Source organism: Mycobacterium sp. MUNTM1, from assembly GCF_054660795.1.
In genome coordinates, this window is record NZ_BAAGDE010000009.1 from 1 (window position 1) to 14930 (window position 14930).

Genomic DNA, 14930 nt, shown 5'->3' on the forward strand with positions numbered 1-14930 from the left:
GACCCCACACCGGCATCGGCGGAAAAACACCCATCGACCGCCTACGCGTTCACAACCTGCCAGTGAAGAACAACTAGCGCGGGTTCGGCGTGCGATCCGCACTGGATGACCGCAGGATGGCCTGCACCGTCCGCCGGCAGCGACCGCAATCGGCGCCCGCACCGCACGCCTGGGCGACCTCCTTCGTGGTCGACGCCCCGCACGACACGGCCTCGGTCACGGTTTGGCTGGTGACTCCATTGCACAGGCACACGTACAACGGCGAGTCCTCAGTCCGCCTCGATGCGCATCATGTCGAAGAATCGGCCGACGAACAACGGCGGGTAGGCACCGATGCCCGCCCCGGACATCCACTGCGCCGCGGCGTCGGGGTGGTCGATCCACTCCCGGGCGGTGTCTTCGTCGGGGAATTCCTGCAAGATCAGCACTTCGTGGTCGTCGTCAAATGCCTGGAATACCCAGGTCTTTCGGATGCCGGCCGTGGTGAACCTGTCGATCGCGGTACTGACTTCCGAGGTCAGCAGGGATACGTCGTTGACGGACGCGATGGCCGCGACCACGACACCCGGCGCCGCCGGGGTCTTCGGCGGCTGCGCGATGAACCTGTCCACGATCTCGCCTGCGAAGACCGCGGGGATGTCCTCGACGCCGGCTTCGTCGAACCAATCGAAGAAGACGCGGGAGCGCAGCAGCTCCACGATCGGCTCGCGGCTGTGCACGCCGATCATCACCAACACCCGACCGTGGTCGTGGGTCGAGGTGTAGACCAGCACGTGATGCGCGCCGATATCGGCCAGGGCGGCCTTGTTGCGTTCCAGCAGCGGCCATACCCGGGTGGGATCGGGAACCCGGTAATCCGAGGCGATCACCATCGAGTGGATATCGCCGTTGTTCATCGGAGTTGGTCCTTCATCACTTTCCCCGTCGCGTTGAGTGGAAGTGAATTGAGGAACTCTACCGTGCGCGGCACCTTGAAACCGGCCATCCGGTCGCGACACCAGCCGATCAATTCGTCGGCGCTGACGTCGCCTTTGCGGACCACGAACGCTTTGCCGACCTGACCCATCCGTTCGTCGGGCACGCCGATGACGGCCGCCTGCGCGACGGCCGGGTGGTTGAGCAGGAAGCCCTCGATCTCGGCCGGGTAGGCGTTGAAGCCGCCGACGATGAACATGTCCTTTTTCCGGCCGACGATGCGCAGCCGCCCGGTCTCGGTGAAGTCGCCCAGATCTCCGGTGTGCAGCCAGCCATCGTCGTCGATCGCCTGAGCGGTGGCCTCCGGTTCGTCGAGATAGCCCTTCATCACCCCGTAGCCGCGGACCAGGACCTCGCCGTCGTCGGCGATGCGCACCTCGACCCCGTCGCACGGCACGCCCGCGGTGGTGGCGACGTCCTCGAAGGAATCGCCGGGCAGTGAGAGGGTGACGTTGCCGGCCTCGGTGAGCCCGTAACCCGTCATCAGTGTCTGGAACGGCAGTTCGTCGTGGATGCGGCGGACCAGCTCGACGGGGATGTCGGCGGCGCCGGTCACCCCCGCGCGCAACGACGACAGCCCGGACTTGTCCCGCACGGTCAACAACGAGTGATACAGCGTCGGCGGTCCCGGGAGCATCGTGATGCGTTCGCGCGCAATGAGATCCACGACCGTGTCGATGCCGAACACCGCGACGGGCAGCATCGTGGCGCCGCGCAGGAAGGACGTGACCAGACCCGCCTTCAGCCCGAAAGTGTGGAAGTAGGGGTTGATCTGCAAGTAGCGGTCACCCTCGCGCAGGTCCGCGAGCGTCGCCCACTCCTCGTACATGCGCAGCGTTTGACCGTGACTCAGCATCGCCCCCTTGGGACGCCCGGTCGTGCCCGACGTGAAGATGATGTCCGAGGTGTCGGTGCCACTCACCGGTCGCTCGAATGGTGAACCGCTGGACAGGAAGTCGGACTTCAGGTCGATGACCGGCGGAAGCCCGAAGGGCTTCGAAGTGGACAGGGTGTAATCCTGGTCCAAGAAGCCCTTCTGGATCAGGACGGCCTTCACCTTGCTGCGGGCGATGATGTCGCCGGCTTCTTCGGTCTTGAACCGGGTGTTGACCGGGACGAGCACGCCCCCCGCGGTGAGCAACCCGAACGCCGCGATGATCCACTCGGCCGAATTGGGCGCCCAGATCGCGACCCGGTCACCCTTCTCGACGCCGAGGTCGGCGAAAGCCCCTGCAGCACACCGGATTCGCTCGACCACCTGCCTGAAGGTCAAGCGCAGCGGACCGTCGACGACTGCTTCCGCGTCGCCGAAACGGTCCGCCGCGCTCAAGACCATCTCGGGGATGGTCTGCCATGCCTGATTTGGCCGGCTCCTCCTCATCGCGCTGCGCGCTCTGCGTCGTCGCCGCCCATCGGCGGGGTCGTCACACCGTGACGAGACGACCGAGGTTGCCGCCCATGATCTTCGCCTGGTCCTCAGTGGGCAGGTGCGACAGCGCCTCGATGTAATAGGTCGGCTCCGCCAGCCCTTCGGGGTGCGGCCAGTCCGAGCCGTAGAGCACCTGATCCACACCGACGAGGTTGACCAGATCGTCGATGCCGTCCTCGAAGAACGGGCTGACGTGGATCCGGTTCTTGACCATCTCGACCGGGTCGCTCGGGAACGCCTCCGGGGCCTTGCGGAAGACCTCCGCCAGGCCGTCCAGCAGCGGGGTCATCCACTTCGAGCCGGCCTCGACGATCGCGACCTTCAGCTTCGGGTGGCGATAGAGCGCGCCGTGAATGACCCACGACCCCACCGAGTCCTGGATCGGCCGCCATTCGTTGAGGATGCCCATCGCGTTGGTCTGAAACGGCAGCATCTCCTGGTCGGCGCCGTCCCACTCCGAGGTGTACCGGGAGTAGCCGCTGTCGCTGGAGTGCATGCCGACCAACACGTCGTGCTCGACAACGCGCTCCCAGAACGGGTCGAACTCGGGCACCGCGAAGGACCGAGGGCCGCGGAAGCCGGGGACCGGCGCCGGGCGGACCAGGATGGCGCGGGCGCCACGCTTGACCGCCCACTCCAGCTCCTCGATCGCCTTCTCGACGATCGGCAGGGTGATGACCGGGGTGGTGAAGATCCGGTTCTGGTAGTTGAAGCCCCAGACCTCGTCCAGCCACTCGTTCAGCGCGTGGACCAGAACATGGATGGCGACCGGGTCGTCACGCAGACGCTCCTCGAGAAGGCTCGCCAAGGTCGGGAACATCAGCGTCTTGTCCAAGCCCAGCTCGTTCATCGTCTCCAGGCGCGGGCCGGGCTCGAAGAACGCCGGGATCGCGCGCATCGGCTCACCGAACAGCTCGCGCTTGCTCTTGCCGTCCGGGTTGCCGTACTTGAAGTACTCCTCCCAGGCGCCCGGTCGGGCGACGACCTCGAAGGTCGGGTTGGGAATGTAGTTGCTGATCTGGCCGCGGATGGCGATCTTGGTGCGACCGTTGATCTGCACGTACTGGACGTAGTCCTTGTACTCCTTGGGCAGGAACTTGGTCAGCGCCTCCGGCGGCTCGTAGAGATGGTTATCCGCGTCAAAGATCGGAAACGGAACGTCCACCTTGTGCGACAACTGGCCCATGGAATCCTCCTTCTTGATTTGTGAGAATACTATTCTCTGCAGGCGCCTAATCGCAACGTGGCCCCGCCGAACCCCGGTTCGACGTGGTCAGCACGAGACGAAGATCTTGTAGGTGGCGTCGGCCGGTTCGCCGGGCTTGTCGGTTCGGTAACCGTTGGCGGTGCCGGAGACCGTGAATTTGTCGCCCGTCATGCTCATGTCCGCGCTGCCGCCATCGCCCCGCGAATACATGCCGCTGAAGCCACCCAGGTTTTGGATGTGGACCGACTCGACCGTCGCCGGTTGGGCGCTCTCGTCGATGATGAGTTTGGCACCGGCGAAGTTGCCGCCGATTTCGATCGTCCGACTCCACTCCCGCTGACTGCACTTGACGATGTGGAAGTTGCGGTCGTTACCGTTCACGGTGACCGACGCCGTGGCGGCGAGTTGGTCGGGTGGCCGCGCCGTGCACGCGCCGACCAAAGCAACGGTCAGGACCGCCGCGGCGGCCACAATGCGGTTGCGCATCGAGTCACCTCCATCCTCGCTGACGAAAGTTCTTTAGCCTGCAGCGATGATGTTATTCTCGCGAAAAGAGAATGCCAATATCGGGTTCCTGTCGAGGAGCGATTACACACATGGTGGACCTGGAGATCGACGACGGGTTGGCGGTGATCACCATCGACCGCCCACACGCGCGCAACGCCATCGGCCTGGACACCATGGACCAGCTGGAGAAGGCGCTCGACGCGGCGGCCGGCGCGCAGGCGCTGGTGATCAAGGGTGCCGGGGACAAGGCTTTCGTCTCCGGCGGCGACCTCAAGGAATTGAGCGCGTTGCGGACCGAGGAGGACGCCGCCGCCATGGCCCGGCGGATGCGGTCCATCTGTGATCAGCTGGCGGATTTCCCCGCCCCGGTCATCGCCGCGCTCAACGGCCACGCGTTCGGCGGCGGGGCCGAAGTCGCCGTCGCCGCCGACATCCGGGTGGCCGCCGACGACATCAAGATCGCCTTCAACCAGGTGCAGCTCGAGATCATGCCGGCCTGGGGCGGAGCCGAGCGGCTGGCCGCGCTGGTCGGACAGAGCAAGGCGCTGCTGCTGGCCGGCTCGGGAACCGCCCTCACCGCGGTCGACGCCGAACGCCTCGGCCTGGTGGATCAGATCGTGCCCCGCGGCGCGTTCGACTCGCCCGACCAGGGGTGGCGAGCCGTCGCACGCTCGCTGGCACGCCGGCCGGCGACCGAGATAAAGCGGGTAATCCGCGGAGTTTCGCCTGAGGAGGCGATAGCATCCTTCGCACGGTTATGGGTTGCCGACCCGCACTGGCAGGCCGCAGAACGGGTGATGAACCGCAACGCCGAACCGCGCCCGGCAGCCGGAGGAGCGTCATGACCACGAGGAAGACAGTGATGGGCGTCGGCCCCATCGTGTCGTTGGCTTCCCTATTGGCAGCAGCGAGTCTGCTGGTGGGAAGCGGACGGGCACATGCCGATGATCCGGTCATGCATCACGTCAGATACACCGTCAGCGCGCAGAATCCGATCTATACGAGCATCTACTACCTGGACCATCAGCCGGCGAAATTTTCCGACTACAGCCACAATCCGTACTCGTTCACGCCGCACGTCGACATCGACCTCGCCCCCGGCAAGCCGTGGGGCTTCGATCTGGACATGTCGGATCCCGACCATTACGCGATGGTTGTGGCGAGCACGGGCACCGAGCCGGGCACGCCGGGGCTTCACTGCGATCTGGCGGTAGACGGCGCCGTCGTCGTATCCAAGGATGGCCCCAAAGGGGTGCTCTGCTCGCTGCGGAACTGGTGAACCAGCCAGGTCTCCGGCACACCCTCGATCGGCTGCGGTTCGCCTTCCAGGCGGCGCAAGTAGTTCTCGACCAACTCCACCGTCTCGGCATGGCCGGCGGACATACCGATCGCCTGCTCGAGCACCAGGAAGCGCGAGAGGCTGCTCATCAGCACCGTCCACACCACCGGAGGGATGTCGATGTCCTGGCCCTCGTCTTGGATTCTGGAGCCGTAGCGCTCCAGCGCCGTAGCCACCGCTTGGCGCTGCTCTTCGCGGAAACGCTCTGCGTAATAAGCGATTTCGGCCCGCATGTCCTTGCGGTGATTGGCCAGTGCCATGAATTCCATCGAAATCCGGGTGAACGCGGGATCGGTGCCGAATCGCCAGAGCGCCCACAACGGCTGGGGCAACTTCAGCATTTGCGCGTGCACCTCGAGCGCCTCTTCGGCCCGGCGCCGAAAGACTTCCAGGAACAGCTCTTCCATGGTGCGGAAGTAGTAGTGCACCAGTTGGGGCTTCAGCCCGGCCTTGTTCGCCAGGCGCCGCGACGTCACCGCGGCATAGCCCTCTTCGAGCATCAGCTGTTCGGCGGCATCGAGCAACAAGACGCGGTTTTTCGCGTCCGGCGCCCCGATTCTGCGGGCCGATGTCATGTCCCTGCTCCGTACTGTGTGCCATCCCGTGCCGACCACACGGATCGTATCGTGGCGCAGCGCCCTCGACCTTGACCCTGACATTACCGCCATGCTAAGCAGGTGCTCAGCACATTTTCGATCTCGAAATCGGCCGGCGGAAGCGATGTGCCGCCGAATGACACCGGTAAACCCAGCCCAGGGAGACGCAATCCGATGAGCACCTTCGACTCGATCGACTTCTTCACCGATCCGTCACTGGTCCCAGATCCACACCCATACTTCGACTACCTGCGCAGCCAGAACCCCGTGTTGCGCCTGCCGCACTACGGCGTCGTCGCGGTCACCGGTTACGAAGAAGCCACCGAGATCTACAAGGACCCGGAGACGTTCTCCAACATCGTCGCGCTCGGCGGGCCGTTCCCGCCGCTCCCCTTCACGCCGGAAGGCGACGACATCAGCGCGCAGATCGACCAGCACCGCAGCTCCTTCCCCATGTTCGAGCACATGGTCACCATGGATCCGCCGGACCACACCAAGGCCCGGTCGGTGCTCGCCAAGCTGCTGACCCCGAGCCGGCTCAAGCAGAACGAGGAGTTCATGTGGCGCCTCGCCGATCGTCAGCTCGACGAGTTCCTGCACAACGGCGAGTGCGAATTCATCGCCGAATACTCAAAGCCCTTCGCCACCTTGGTGATCGCCGACCTGCTCGGCGTCCCGGAGGACGACCACAAGGAGTTCCGCGTCGTCCTGGGCGCCGACCGGCCGGAGGCGCGCGTGGGCGCCCTGGACCACGAGTCGGTGGGCATCAACCCGCTCGAGTGGCTCGACGACAAGTTCTGTCACTACATCGAGGATCGCCGCCGCGAACCGCGCGGCGACGTGCTGACGTTCCTGGCGGAAGCGAAGTACCCGGACGGCTCGACGCCACCGGTGATCGAGGTCGTCCGCTCGGCGACATTCCTTTTCGCCGCCGGCCAGGAGACCACGGCCAAGCTGCTCAGCGCCGCCCTGCAGGTCCTGGGCGACCGGCCCGACATCCAGCAGCAGGTGCGCGAGGACCGCAGCCTGATTCCGGCGTTCATCGAGGAGTCGCTGCGGATGGAGAGCCCGGTGAAGAGCGATTCCCGGCTGGCCCGCAAGGCGACCACCATCGGCGGGGTCGACATCCCCGCCGGCACCGTGGTGATGATTTTGCCGGGCGCGGCCAACCGCGACCCTCGCCGGTTCGAGAACCCGCACGAGTTCGACCTGCGCCGCAAGAACGTTCGCGAACACATGGCGTTCGCCCGTGGCGTGCACTCCTGCCCCGGCGGCCCGCTCGCCCGCGTCGAAGGCCGTGTCTCGATCGAGCGGATCCTGGACCGGATGCCACACATCGAGATCAACGAAGCCCATCACGGGCCGGCCGCCGAGCGCCGCTACACCTACGAGCCGACGTACATCCTGCGTGGCCTGAGCGAACTGCACCTGTCGTTCACCACCGCGGACGCGATCGCGCCGGTGGCTTAGCGCTTTCCGCTCGCGGGCGCTACCGGACCTACGGGTGGGGTCCGCCCGGCGTCCCCAGCGGGTTGTGGGGTTGCCGGTAGTTTCTGAGAGGTCGCCGATAGGACGGGTCGGTTCGGTCCCGCGCGGCCAGGCCGTTTTCTGCGATATCTGGAACATCGGCAAACGGGATCGGCAGGGTGGGCATCGCGCCGCACCATTCGATGACGTTGGTACGCAATGATATTCGCCATTCTCGGCCGCGGCGTTCGAGTCTGTCGAAATATCGGCCGCCAGCGGTCCAATTGGTGTCGTCGCGGTTGCGGGCCGCGAAGAGATAGTAGGTCTCGGAGTGCGCCGTATCACCGTCGATGTCGCAGGTGTTGTTGAGCAGGTTGTGCTGTGTGGCGATCTGGCCCTGTTCGTGCATGTCCCGTGCCCACGCGTACAGGTCTACCGGCCCGCCGACGAAGTTGCCGGCGGCGATGACGGCGTCGGGATGGAATGCGGACAAGAACAGGTCTTCGTCGAAGCGGTCTATGCCCCGGCTGAACCGGACCAGGCAGTCGATGATGTCCTGGCGATCCAAGAGGTGTTCGAGTCGGGCTGAGCGGTCAGCGTCCACGTCCGGCCTCCATGACGGGCCGCCAAATCGGGGATCCGCGTTCGGCTCGAAGCGACGGAATCGTTCTCCCGTCGATATCGGTGACCCCGTAACGAGTTGCCAGTTCGGCGGTGATGAATGTGCCACCGGACAGTTTGATCAAGTCTGGGTCGGTGGCCAGCGCGGCAATGACTCGCCCCGGATATTCCGGAGAGCAGCCGACGGCAGGACTGGTGACTATCGAGTCCGCCATTTCGGGGTCGGCGGCTAGGTTCCGTTGGGCGCGTTCGGTCATCGTCAGTCCCTGCCACAACGAAATCGAGGCGACGTTGTGAGGCAGCAATTCGATGGCCATATCGCGGGCCATCCGGTCGACGGCAACCTTACAGAGTCCAAAGACGACGCCGTACGTGTAGGTGACGCCGACGTAGCCGGATGTGGCGACAATCAGTCCCGAGTTTTGCGGAACCATGATCTGCGCGGCGTGCCGGGCGGCCACGAAGTTGGATCGTACGCCGACATCAACCATCTCCCAGTCCGATATCGGCTTGTCCCAGAACGGTTTCTGGTCGGTGAGGTCCTCCGGCAGGGTGAAGGCGTTGTTGACGAGTATGTCCAGGCGGCTGTGCTCGCTGCGGACTTGATCGAAGAGCGCCGCGACCTGGACGTCATCAGCGTGATCGACCCGAACGGGAACCCCCGCGCCGCCGCGTCGGGTGACCTCGGCCGCGGTTTCGCCTACGGAACCGGACAATTCGTAGTCACCGTCGCGGACGGTGCGGCCCGTGACGTATACCGTCGCGCCTTGATCGCCAAGGGCAAGCGCAATGCCTTTACCGACACCGCGACTAGCCCCGGTGACGACGGCGACTTTGCCCGACAGCGTCTTCATGTCTCTCCAACCTGCAATGAACCGTGGCTGGATCAGCGGGTAGGTTCTCTATCTGATCATCAAGTAATACCACTAGCTGATGTTCAGACCGACGAAATAGCAGCTGAGCATTGCGGCCGCCATGATCACCAGCCACGCGTCGGTGAGTCGGCACAGCAGGACCGGAGCGTCTCGCACCTCCATGAATTCGCGAAAGATGATGCGCACCTTGACCAGTGCGATGACGATGACGCTCGACGTCACCACCGCGCTGGCTTTCAGCGCCCCGTCGGCGGCGCGGTCTATCCACAGATAGGCCAGCGTCAGCGCGGCCAGGATAACCCAGACGAACAGCAGCCTCTTGTTGAATCTGATTTTGATCACCTCACCACATAGAGCAGCGCAAAGATGAGTACCCAAAGGAAATCGACGGTGTGCCAATAGGTTGCGCCGGTTTCGATGATTTCCTGGGAGCGCCGCGCCGGGCTCCGGAGTTGGTAGACGATCACGCCAAGGACGACGAAGCCGATCAGCAGGTGGACGAAGTGGATTCCGGTGAGGAAAAAATAGAACATGAAGAAGTCGTTGCGCTCCATGCCATTTCCGGCCTGTACCAACCGGGCCCACTCGAACACCTTGAAAGACAGGAACACCACGGCGAATCCCGCCGTGATGAAGGCATCCCTGAGAGCCGCCCCATAGGCGCCGGCGCGGGCCGATTGAACACATCGCGCCACCGACCATGAGCTGAGTAGCAGGACCAGGGTGTTGAAGACCCCGACGCGCAGGTCGAGGTGCGCCTGCGAGTGCAGGAACAGCTCGGGATTGCGTCCCCGCGAGAATAGATAGAAGCCGAAATAGCCGGTGAATACCAGGGTCTCGAACAGGACGAAGGCCCACATGTCGGGCTGGCCCGGCACGGCCCTTACCCGTCCGTGCCGCTCGGCTAGGGTGGTCACTGCGCCACTGCCTTCTTGCGGGGCAGGTTCGGCAGCTCCCCGGTCCCGAAGTCTTCGCGCCGAATCATCCGGAACAGCATGACGATGAAAGTGACTTGATAGACACCGAATACGACCATGTCCAGCCACCAGGCGATCTCGCCGTCCCACGCGAACACACCACGCCGGAAGATCCAACAGGGCGCCACGACCACCTCGGTCAATGCGTTGCACAGGTTGAGATAGCCGAACCACTTGGGGAATACCCGATTCTTGTCCAACAGGATCGCCACCATCCAGATCAGCGAACCGATCAGGAACACTCCCATCGTTCCGTCGAAGGACAGGAAGGCGAAGTCATACAGCCAGCCGATCACTTGGGGGTCGCGGTCCGGTCGCATCGTCCCGACGATCAGCGCGATGTTGAGCAGGATCATGCCGGGAACCGCGGCGAGCGAGTAGATGACGAGATACGAATAGCCGAACGCGCGGCTGACCGACATGCGCCGCATGGAATACGCGATGAGGGCATTGTTGACCGCGGTCATGCCGCTGATGGCGAAGATGACCCCGAAGCCAAGCGGTATCCCGAGGTGACGCTCCTGGAACCAGTGCACCTGCGTCGCGAGGTCCCAGGTGGGCTCCGGCGGGGGCTGAACTTGGGCCACGATGAAGAACACCGGGAAGAAAGCGTTGTAGAAGACGAGCATCGCCCACCACGCCAACCAGAGCTCGCGCTTGGGATTGTGGCGTGCGTGCCAGGCGATCCGGCGATGCAGCGGCCCGGCGGGTGGCGTTGCGGAGGATGTCGTCGGTGTGATCACCGCGCTCATGCGGTGATCAATTCATCTGGGCGGCCGTGATTTTCGGCGCGCTCGCGATAAACGGCTTGTGCCAGGACCACACCCATCACGATGATCCAGACGGCGATGGCAACGTTCTTTACCCAGAACGAGAGAAAGCCGTCCCACGCAAAGGGGCCCGTCAAGGAAACGCCGACGAACGCCGCTGGCACCAGGGCGGCCGCCACGACAAGATTGAAGAGGGCTACCCACCGGGGCAATACCGGGCGCGGCTGATCATCGAAATAGATCGCCACAGCAAGGATCACGCTCTGCCCGATCAAATAAGGGACCAGGACGGTGAAGGTGACCCAGCCGAGATCGTTGAGCAACTGCGTCAGCTCAGGACTGCGTTCCGGCCGAAAGGCGGCCAGCAGCCAGCAGACGTTGGCGACCAAAAACAGCGTCGGCCCACCTGCCGCGCAACCCAGAATCGCGTAGGAGAAGATCGGCGTCCGGTGGGCCATCCTGCGGATCTGTAGCACGATCAGCGCCAGGATCGGTACCAGGCACACGCCGAACCAGTTGAATAGGATCATGCTGTAACGGATCTGGGGGATGTGCCCCGGATCGCGGTAGAACGCGGCCACCTGCTCCGCCGGCATGGTGGGTGACATCGGCGGGTTGAATCCGGGAAACAGGAAGAAGGCGGCGATCCACAGGATCAGCGCCGCCGGCAATGTCCAGAGCAGGATCAGCTCTCCATCGGTCCGTCGCGAGACGGTTCGCGCGGATCGGCTACCGCCTGCATCGTTCCCGCCGACGTCGGACATCGGTATTCCCTCCCACGCGAAATGGTCGCCGAAACTCGGCTAGTGAGCGAAGCTAGCCGATCGGCTAGCCACGGTCAATAGCGTCGTCTAGTCTCGGTGCGTGGGAACAGCACGCCAGCCGGTCACCGATGAGCAATTCTGGCTGGTCGCGCACAGCCCGGCCCGGACGCGGGTGCTCGATGCCGCGCTGGATCTGATCGCCGCCCACGGTGTCAGCGGTACGTCGCTGCAGATGATCGCAGATGCCGTCGGGATCACGAAAGCTGCTGTCTATCATCAATTCCGGACCAAGGAGCAGATCGTCATCGCCGTGACCGAGCGCGAACTCGGGCGGCTCGAGCCGGCCCTCGCGGAGGCCGAGGCATACGACGATGGTCCTCAGGCGCGGGATGCGTTACTGGTTCGTGTGGTTGAGATGGCCGTTCGCGATCGCCGGTTGGTGCGCACGCTGCAATTCGATCCCGTCGTCGTCCGGTTGCTGGCCGAGCACAAGCCCTTTCAACTTTTCATGGACCGTTTGTACCGGGTGCTGCTGAGCGATGCGGGGCTGGACGGGCGGATCGAGGCCGCCATGTTCTCCGGGGCGCTGAGCACCGCGGTCATGCACCCGCTGGTGGCCGACATCGACGACGAGACGTTGCTCGAACGGGTCACCGATCTGAGCCGGCGGCTGCTCGGCCTGCCCCGAAAGTCCCGCGGCTGACTGCTACGTGTCGGCGCGGACCCAGCTCGATATGCCGTCGTGAGCAATGCAGATCAGGAACAGACCGTCCGGCGCCTGCGCGACGTAGTTCAGATAGTTCTGGCAGTCCGCGTTTTCTTCCTTGACTCCCGCCATTGGCGGGGACCGGAACCACCGGGGCTGGTATCGCCTCGGCGAGCCGCAGAACATCAGCCGTCCGGGCTCCGAGGCGAAGGAAACGTATCCGTCGGCCACGCCGAAGGCGTAGTAGGTGGTGTTGTCGCACGGCGCACCCAAGACCTGATGGGGCATGATGCCAGGGGTGCAGGCGGGGTAGTCGCAGACAGTTGGTCCGGCCGAGGCTGGCGGCGCCGCCACCACACCGGCGCCGAGCAACGCGGCAACGAGAGCCACGATTGATCGCACCCGATTACTCTGCCACACCTGAAAAGAAAATTCTCCTGGTTGGAGAAGATCAGCCGGCCTGAACCGGTGGTCAGCGCCGGTCCATCGCCAACGCCACCCCGCCCCATTTCCCGGCGACCGAGTGTTTCCGCATGTTAGGGGCACGAAGGCGGCTGCCCGACGCCAACTTTGGGCCCAGGTTCCAGTGATAAGCTGCTTCTCCGTGCACGATCCGGAGGGGCCCGACGCCGACGATTCTGGTGGCCCGAGGGATGTGACCGATCCCGACGAACCACAGTCAAGCGCAGGCGACGCGGCGGCCGCGTCCGAAGTCGACGCGGAGGACGAAGTCGCCAAGGCCGAAGCGCGCGCCGAGGCGGCACGGGCACGCCTTTTGCGACTGCATGAGGCGGCCGGAACCGGGAGTGCGGACGACGACGGCCGAGAGGGCGGGCAGCGCCCCGCGAAGTGGACCCGGAAACGGCTGCGGTTGCGGGGCCGTACGCGACCGCGGTGGCTACGGCGCCCGGGACGGAAAACGACAGCTGTCAGCGCCGGCATCGTGCTCGCGTCCGCCTCCGTTGCCGCGACCGGCTACATGCTGTGGCAGCACCACATGGCGGTGCATAATCGCCAACTCGCCACGGAGTTCAGTGCGGCGGCCCGACAAGGGGTCACGGCGCTGATGTCGATCGACCCCGCGCATGCCAAGGACGATGTGCAGCGCGCGATCGACGCCTCCACAGGCGACCAGAAGAACCAGCTAGCTGTGCTGTCGACCCTCATAGTCAACAAGGCCGAGGAGACGAAGGTCGGCAACAAGGTCACCATCGAGGCCGTCGCCGTCCAGTCGTTGAGCGACAATTCGGGAGTCGTGCTGGTGGCGGCGAAAACCGATCCCTTCGGGCCAGACAACGCCAAACCGCCACCGGCCTTGTTTCGGCTCAGCGTCAATATGGACCGCGACGACGGCCAGCTCAAGATGTCGAAAGTTGACTTCCTGCAATGACTGTCGAGCATGGCTCGTCGCCGGACGGCACGGAAAAGGCGATTGACGACGTGGAGACTTCCCCCGCCGACGAGGACGGGCCGCCACCCGCTGCCGAGGGCCCTGCACGCTCGCGCCGGCTGGCAGCGATCCGGCGCCGAGCCGTCCGGTATTGGGCACGGTGGCGTTCGATCCTCGCGACGACCTTGGTTGTCGCCGCGGTGGGAGTCGCCGCCGGCGTGTACTTCATCGTCTACCGGCCGGACCAGCAGGTCGGCGACGCGGCGGCGCGCCGGGCAATCCAGGCGGCGTCGGATGGCGCCGTGGCGGCGTTGTCGTATTCCTACGCCCATTTAAACCGCGATTTCGACAACGCGAAATCGCATCTGACCGGCGACTTTCTGACCTATTACAGCAAATTCACCGACGAGGCCGTCGCGCCGATGGCGCAGAAAGGACAACTTACGGCGAGCGCCAAGGTGATTCGGGCGGCCGTCTCGGAATTGCATCCCAATTCGGCCGTCGTGCTGGTTTTCGTCGACCAGACCACGGCAAGCGTGCAAAAAAAGGATCCCGAGAAGACGCAGAGCAGCATCTTGGTCACGCTGTCGAAAGTCAACGGTTCCTGGTTGATCGCGAAATTCGACCCGTCCGGATAAGCGCGGCAGATCTTGTCCCAACCATTACCTAGCAGGCCGAAGCGGTGTAACGTCATCGCTCGAGAACGCCGCAACCGACGGCGAAAAGGTGCCATAGGCACCCTCGGATTACGCGCTTCGAGGAGCACCTGATGCGTTCAGTCAAAACACTCACCACCGCAACGCTGGTGGCTGCCACTGCATTCGGCGGTGTGTGCACCGCATCTACAGCCCACGCGATAACCAAGGAAGACGTGGCCCTCAACGGGACTTACCGCGCCACGTCCATTGGCGATTGGGCCCAGAGAAACGATCAGTACTTCGGCGAACCGACGGTCTACCAAGTTTGGACCATCAGTTCGTCGTGCGACACGACCCTGGACTGCCATGGCACGGTGACGAGCGACCAGGGATGGAGCGCACCCCTGTATATGAATGACGGGGAGATGTGGAAGGTCAGACGCGAGGTGCCGAACTGGGAGCGGTGCGAAGACGGTTCCGCGTTCACCGGAACGCAGACCTTCTTTTTCTACCCGGTGAACGACAACGGTGGGTTCCAAATCGGATCGAAGGTCCTCTCGGGCAAGGACAAGACCGTCGGCCCCAGCGGTGCCTGCGGGCAAAACAATTGGCTTGATATTGCGATGCCGTTGCGCCTGGACCAGCTCTCCTGACCGGGCGGCCGTAGCT

The 14930-nt window shown here is 64.3% G+C and carries 20 protein-coding genes; 7 read left to right on the plus strand and 13 right to left on the minus strand.

The window, feature by feature from the left end; all coding sequences use genetic code 11:
* Positions 1-73: 73 nt before the first annotated feature.
* The 5 genes from ACYQ8K_RS07105 to ACYQ8K_RS07125 form a co-directional block, all read right to left on the minus strand.
* Positions 74-259: a (2Fe-2S)-binding protein gene (locus ACYQ8K_RS07105; protein ID WP_459967781.1), complete on the minus strand. Its 186-nt coding sequence runs from the start codon at positions 257-259 to the stop codon at positions 74-76.
* 10 nt (positions 260-269) lie between these two features.
* On the minus strand, positions 270-896 hold the full coding sequence (locus tag ACYQ8K_RS07110; protein ID WP_459967782.1) for a fatty-acid--CoA ligase: 627 nt from the start codon (positions 894-896) through the stop codon (positions 270-272).
* Complete coding sequence (locus tag ACYQ8K_RS07115; RefSeq protein ID WP_459967783.1) at positions 893-2311, minus strand: FadD3 family acyl-CoA ligase; 1419 nt, start codon at positions 2309-2311, stop codon at positions 893-895. Before ACYQ8K_RS07115 ends, ACYQ8K_RS07110 begins: the two co-directional genes overlap by 4 nt.
* An 88-nt stretch (positions 2312-2399) precedes the next feature.
* Positions 2400-3590: an amidohydrolase family protein gene (locus ACYQ8K_RS07120; RefSeq protein WP_459967784.1), complete on the minus strand. Its 1191-nt coding sequence runs from the start codon at positions 3588-3590 to the stop codon at positions 2400-2402.
* 87 nt (positions 3591-3677) lie between these two features.
* Positions 3678-4097, minus strand: a complete 420-nt coding sequence (locus ACYQ8K_RS07125) for a lipoprotein LpqH (RefSeq protein ID WP_459967785.1) — start codon at positions 4095-4097, stop codon at positions 3678-3680.
* Between the two features lie 110 nt (positions 4098-4207).
* On the opposite strand from ACYQ8K_RS07125, the gene ACYQ8K_RS07130 reads away from it, so the two are divergent.
* Together ACYQ8K_RS07130 and ACYQ8K_RS07135 are read left to right on the plus strand one after the other, a co-directional pair.
* Positions 4208-4963 (plus strand): enoyl-CoA hydratase/isomerase family protein, encoded by a 756-nt coding sequence (locus ACYQ8K_RS07130; protein WP_459967786.1) that lies wholly within the window; start codon positions 4208-4210, stop codon positions 4961-4963.
* A 68-nt stretch (positions 4964-5031) separates the two neighbouring features.
* Complete coding sequence (locus ACYQ8K_RS07135; protein ID WP_459967894.1) at positions 5032-5397, plus strand: hypothetical protein; 366 nt, start codon at positions 5032-5034, stop codon at positions 5395-5397.
* Here ACYQ8K_RS07135 and ACYQ8K_RS07140 read toward each other — a convergent pair.
* Positions 5313-6032 carry a TetR/AcrR family transcriptional regulator gene (locus ACYQ8K_RS07140; RefSeq protein WP_459967787.1) on the minus strand — a complete coding sequence of 240 codons (720 nt, stop codon included), beginning with the start codon at positions 6030-6032 and terminating at the stop codon, positions 5313-5315. The two genes, ACYQ8K_RS07135 and ACYQ8K_RS07140, sit on opposite strands and share 85 nt — an antisense overlap.
* A gap of 195 nt (positions 6033-6227) precedes the next feature.
* On the opposite strand from ACYQ8K_RS07140, the gene ACYQ8K_RS07145 reads away from it, so the two are divergent.
* Positions 6228-7523: a cytochrome P450 gene (locus ACYQ8K_RS07145; RefSeq protein WP_459967788.1), complete on the plus strand. Its 1296-nt coding sequence runs from the start codon at positions 6228-6230 to the stop codon at positions 7521-7523.
* Between the two features lie 28 nt (positions 7524-7551).
* On the opposite strand, the gene ACYQ8K_RS07150 is transcribed toward ACYQ8K_RS07145, so the two are convergent.
* The 6 genes from ACYQ8K_RS07150 to ACYQ8K_RS07175 all read right to left on the minus strand — a co-directional run bounded on the left by ACYQ8K_RS07150 (position 7552) and on the right by ACYQ8K_RS07175 (position 11527).
* Complete coding sequence (locus ACYQ8K_RS07150) at positions 7552-8124, minus strand: nuclear transport factor 2 family protein (protein WP_459967789.1); 573 nt, start codon at positions 8122-8124, stop codon at positions 7552-7554.
* Positions 8114-8995 carry an SDR family NAD(P)-dependent oxidoreductase gene (locus ACYQ8K_RS07155; RefSeq protein WP_459967790.1) on the minus strand — a complete coding sequence of 294 codons (882 nt, stop codon included), beginning with the start codon at positions 8993-8995 and terminating at the stop codon, positions 8114-8116. Before ACYQ8K_RS07155 ends, ACYQ8K_RS07150 begins: the two co-directional genes overlap by 11 nt.
* Positions 8996-9067: 72 nt before the next feature.
* Positions 9068-9355, minus strand: a complete 288-nt coding sequence (locus ACYQ8K_RS07160) for a cytochrome C oxidase subunit IV family protein (RefSeq protein ID WP_459967895.1) — start codon at positions 9353-9355, stop codon at positions 9068-9070.
* Positions 9355-9876: a cytochrome c oxidase subunit 3 gene (locus ACYQ8K_RS07165; protein ID WP_459967896.1), complete on the minus strand. Its 522-nt coding sequence runs from the start codon at positions 9874-9876 to the stop codon at positions 9355-9357. The genes ACYQ8K_RS07160 and ACYQ8K_RS07165 overlap by 1 nt, the downstream gene beginning before the upstream one ends.
* A 53-nt stretch (positions 9877-9929) precedes the next feature.
* The gene (locus ACYQ8K_RS07170; protein WP_459967791.1) at positions 9930-10745 is read right to left on the minus strand and encodes a hypothetical protein; all 816 of its coding nucleotides are present in this window, start codon (positions 10743-10745) and stop codon (positions 9930-9932) included.
* A complete protein-coding gene (locus ACYQ8K_RS07175; RefSeq protein ID WP_459967792.1) occupies positions 10742-11527 on the minus strand; it encodes a hypothetical protein in 786 nt (261 codons plus the stop codon). The genes ACYQ8K_RS07170 and ACYQ8K_RS07175 overlap by 4 nt, the downstream gene beginning before the upstream one ends.
* 100 nt (positions 11528-11627) lie before the next feature.
* Between ACYQ8K_RS07175 and ACYQ8K_RS07180 the strand changes: the two genes are divergently transcribed.
* Positions 11628-12230, plus strand: a complete 603-nt coding sequence (locus ACYQ8K_RS07180) for a TetR/AcrR family transcriptional regulator (protein WP_459967793.1) — start codon at positions 11628-11630, stop codon at positions 12228-12230.
* A gap of 3 nt (positions 12231-12233) precedes the next feature.
* Here the strand turns inward: ACYQ8K_RS07180 and ACYQ8K_RS07185 are convergent, their stop codons facing one another.
* The gene (locus tag ACYQ8K_RS07185) at positions 12234-12623 is read right to left on the minus strand and encodes a hypothetical protein (RefSeq protein WP_459967897.1); all 390 of its coding nucleotides are present in this window, start codon (positions 12621-12623) and stop codon (positions 12234-12236) included.
* A 214-nt stretch (positions 12624-12837) separates the two neighbouring features.
* On the opposite strand from ACYQ8K_RS07185, the gene ACYQ8K_RS07190 reads away from it, so the two are divergent.
* The 3 genes from ACYQ8K_RS07190 (at position 12838) to ACYQ8K_RS07200 (ending at position 14914) form a co-directional block, all read left to right on the plus strand.
* Positions 12838-13623: a hypothetical protein gene (locus ACYQ8K_RS07190; protein ID WP_459967794.1), complete on the plus strand. Its 786-nt coding sequence runs from the start codon at positions 12838-12840 to the stop codon at positions 13621-13623.
* Positions 13620-14261, plus strand: coding sequence for a hypothetical protein (locus ACYQ8K_RS07195; protein WP_459967795.1), 642 nt, complete (start codon positions 13620-13622; stop codon positions 14259-14261). The genes ACYQ8K_RS07190 and ACYQ8K_RS07195 overlap by 4 nt, the downstream gene beginning before the upstream one ends.
* Before the next feature lie 131 nt (positions 14262-14392).
* Positions 14393-14914, plus strand: coding sequence for an Rv2253/PknI dimerization domain-containing protein (locus ACYQ8K_RS07200; RefSeq protein WP_459967796.1), 522 nt, complete (start codon positions 14393-14395; stop codon positions 14912-14914).
* Positions 14915-14930: the final 16 nt, after the last annotated feature.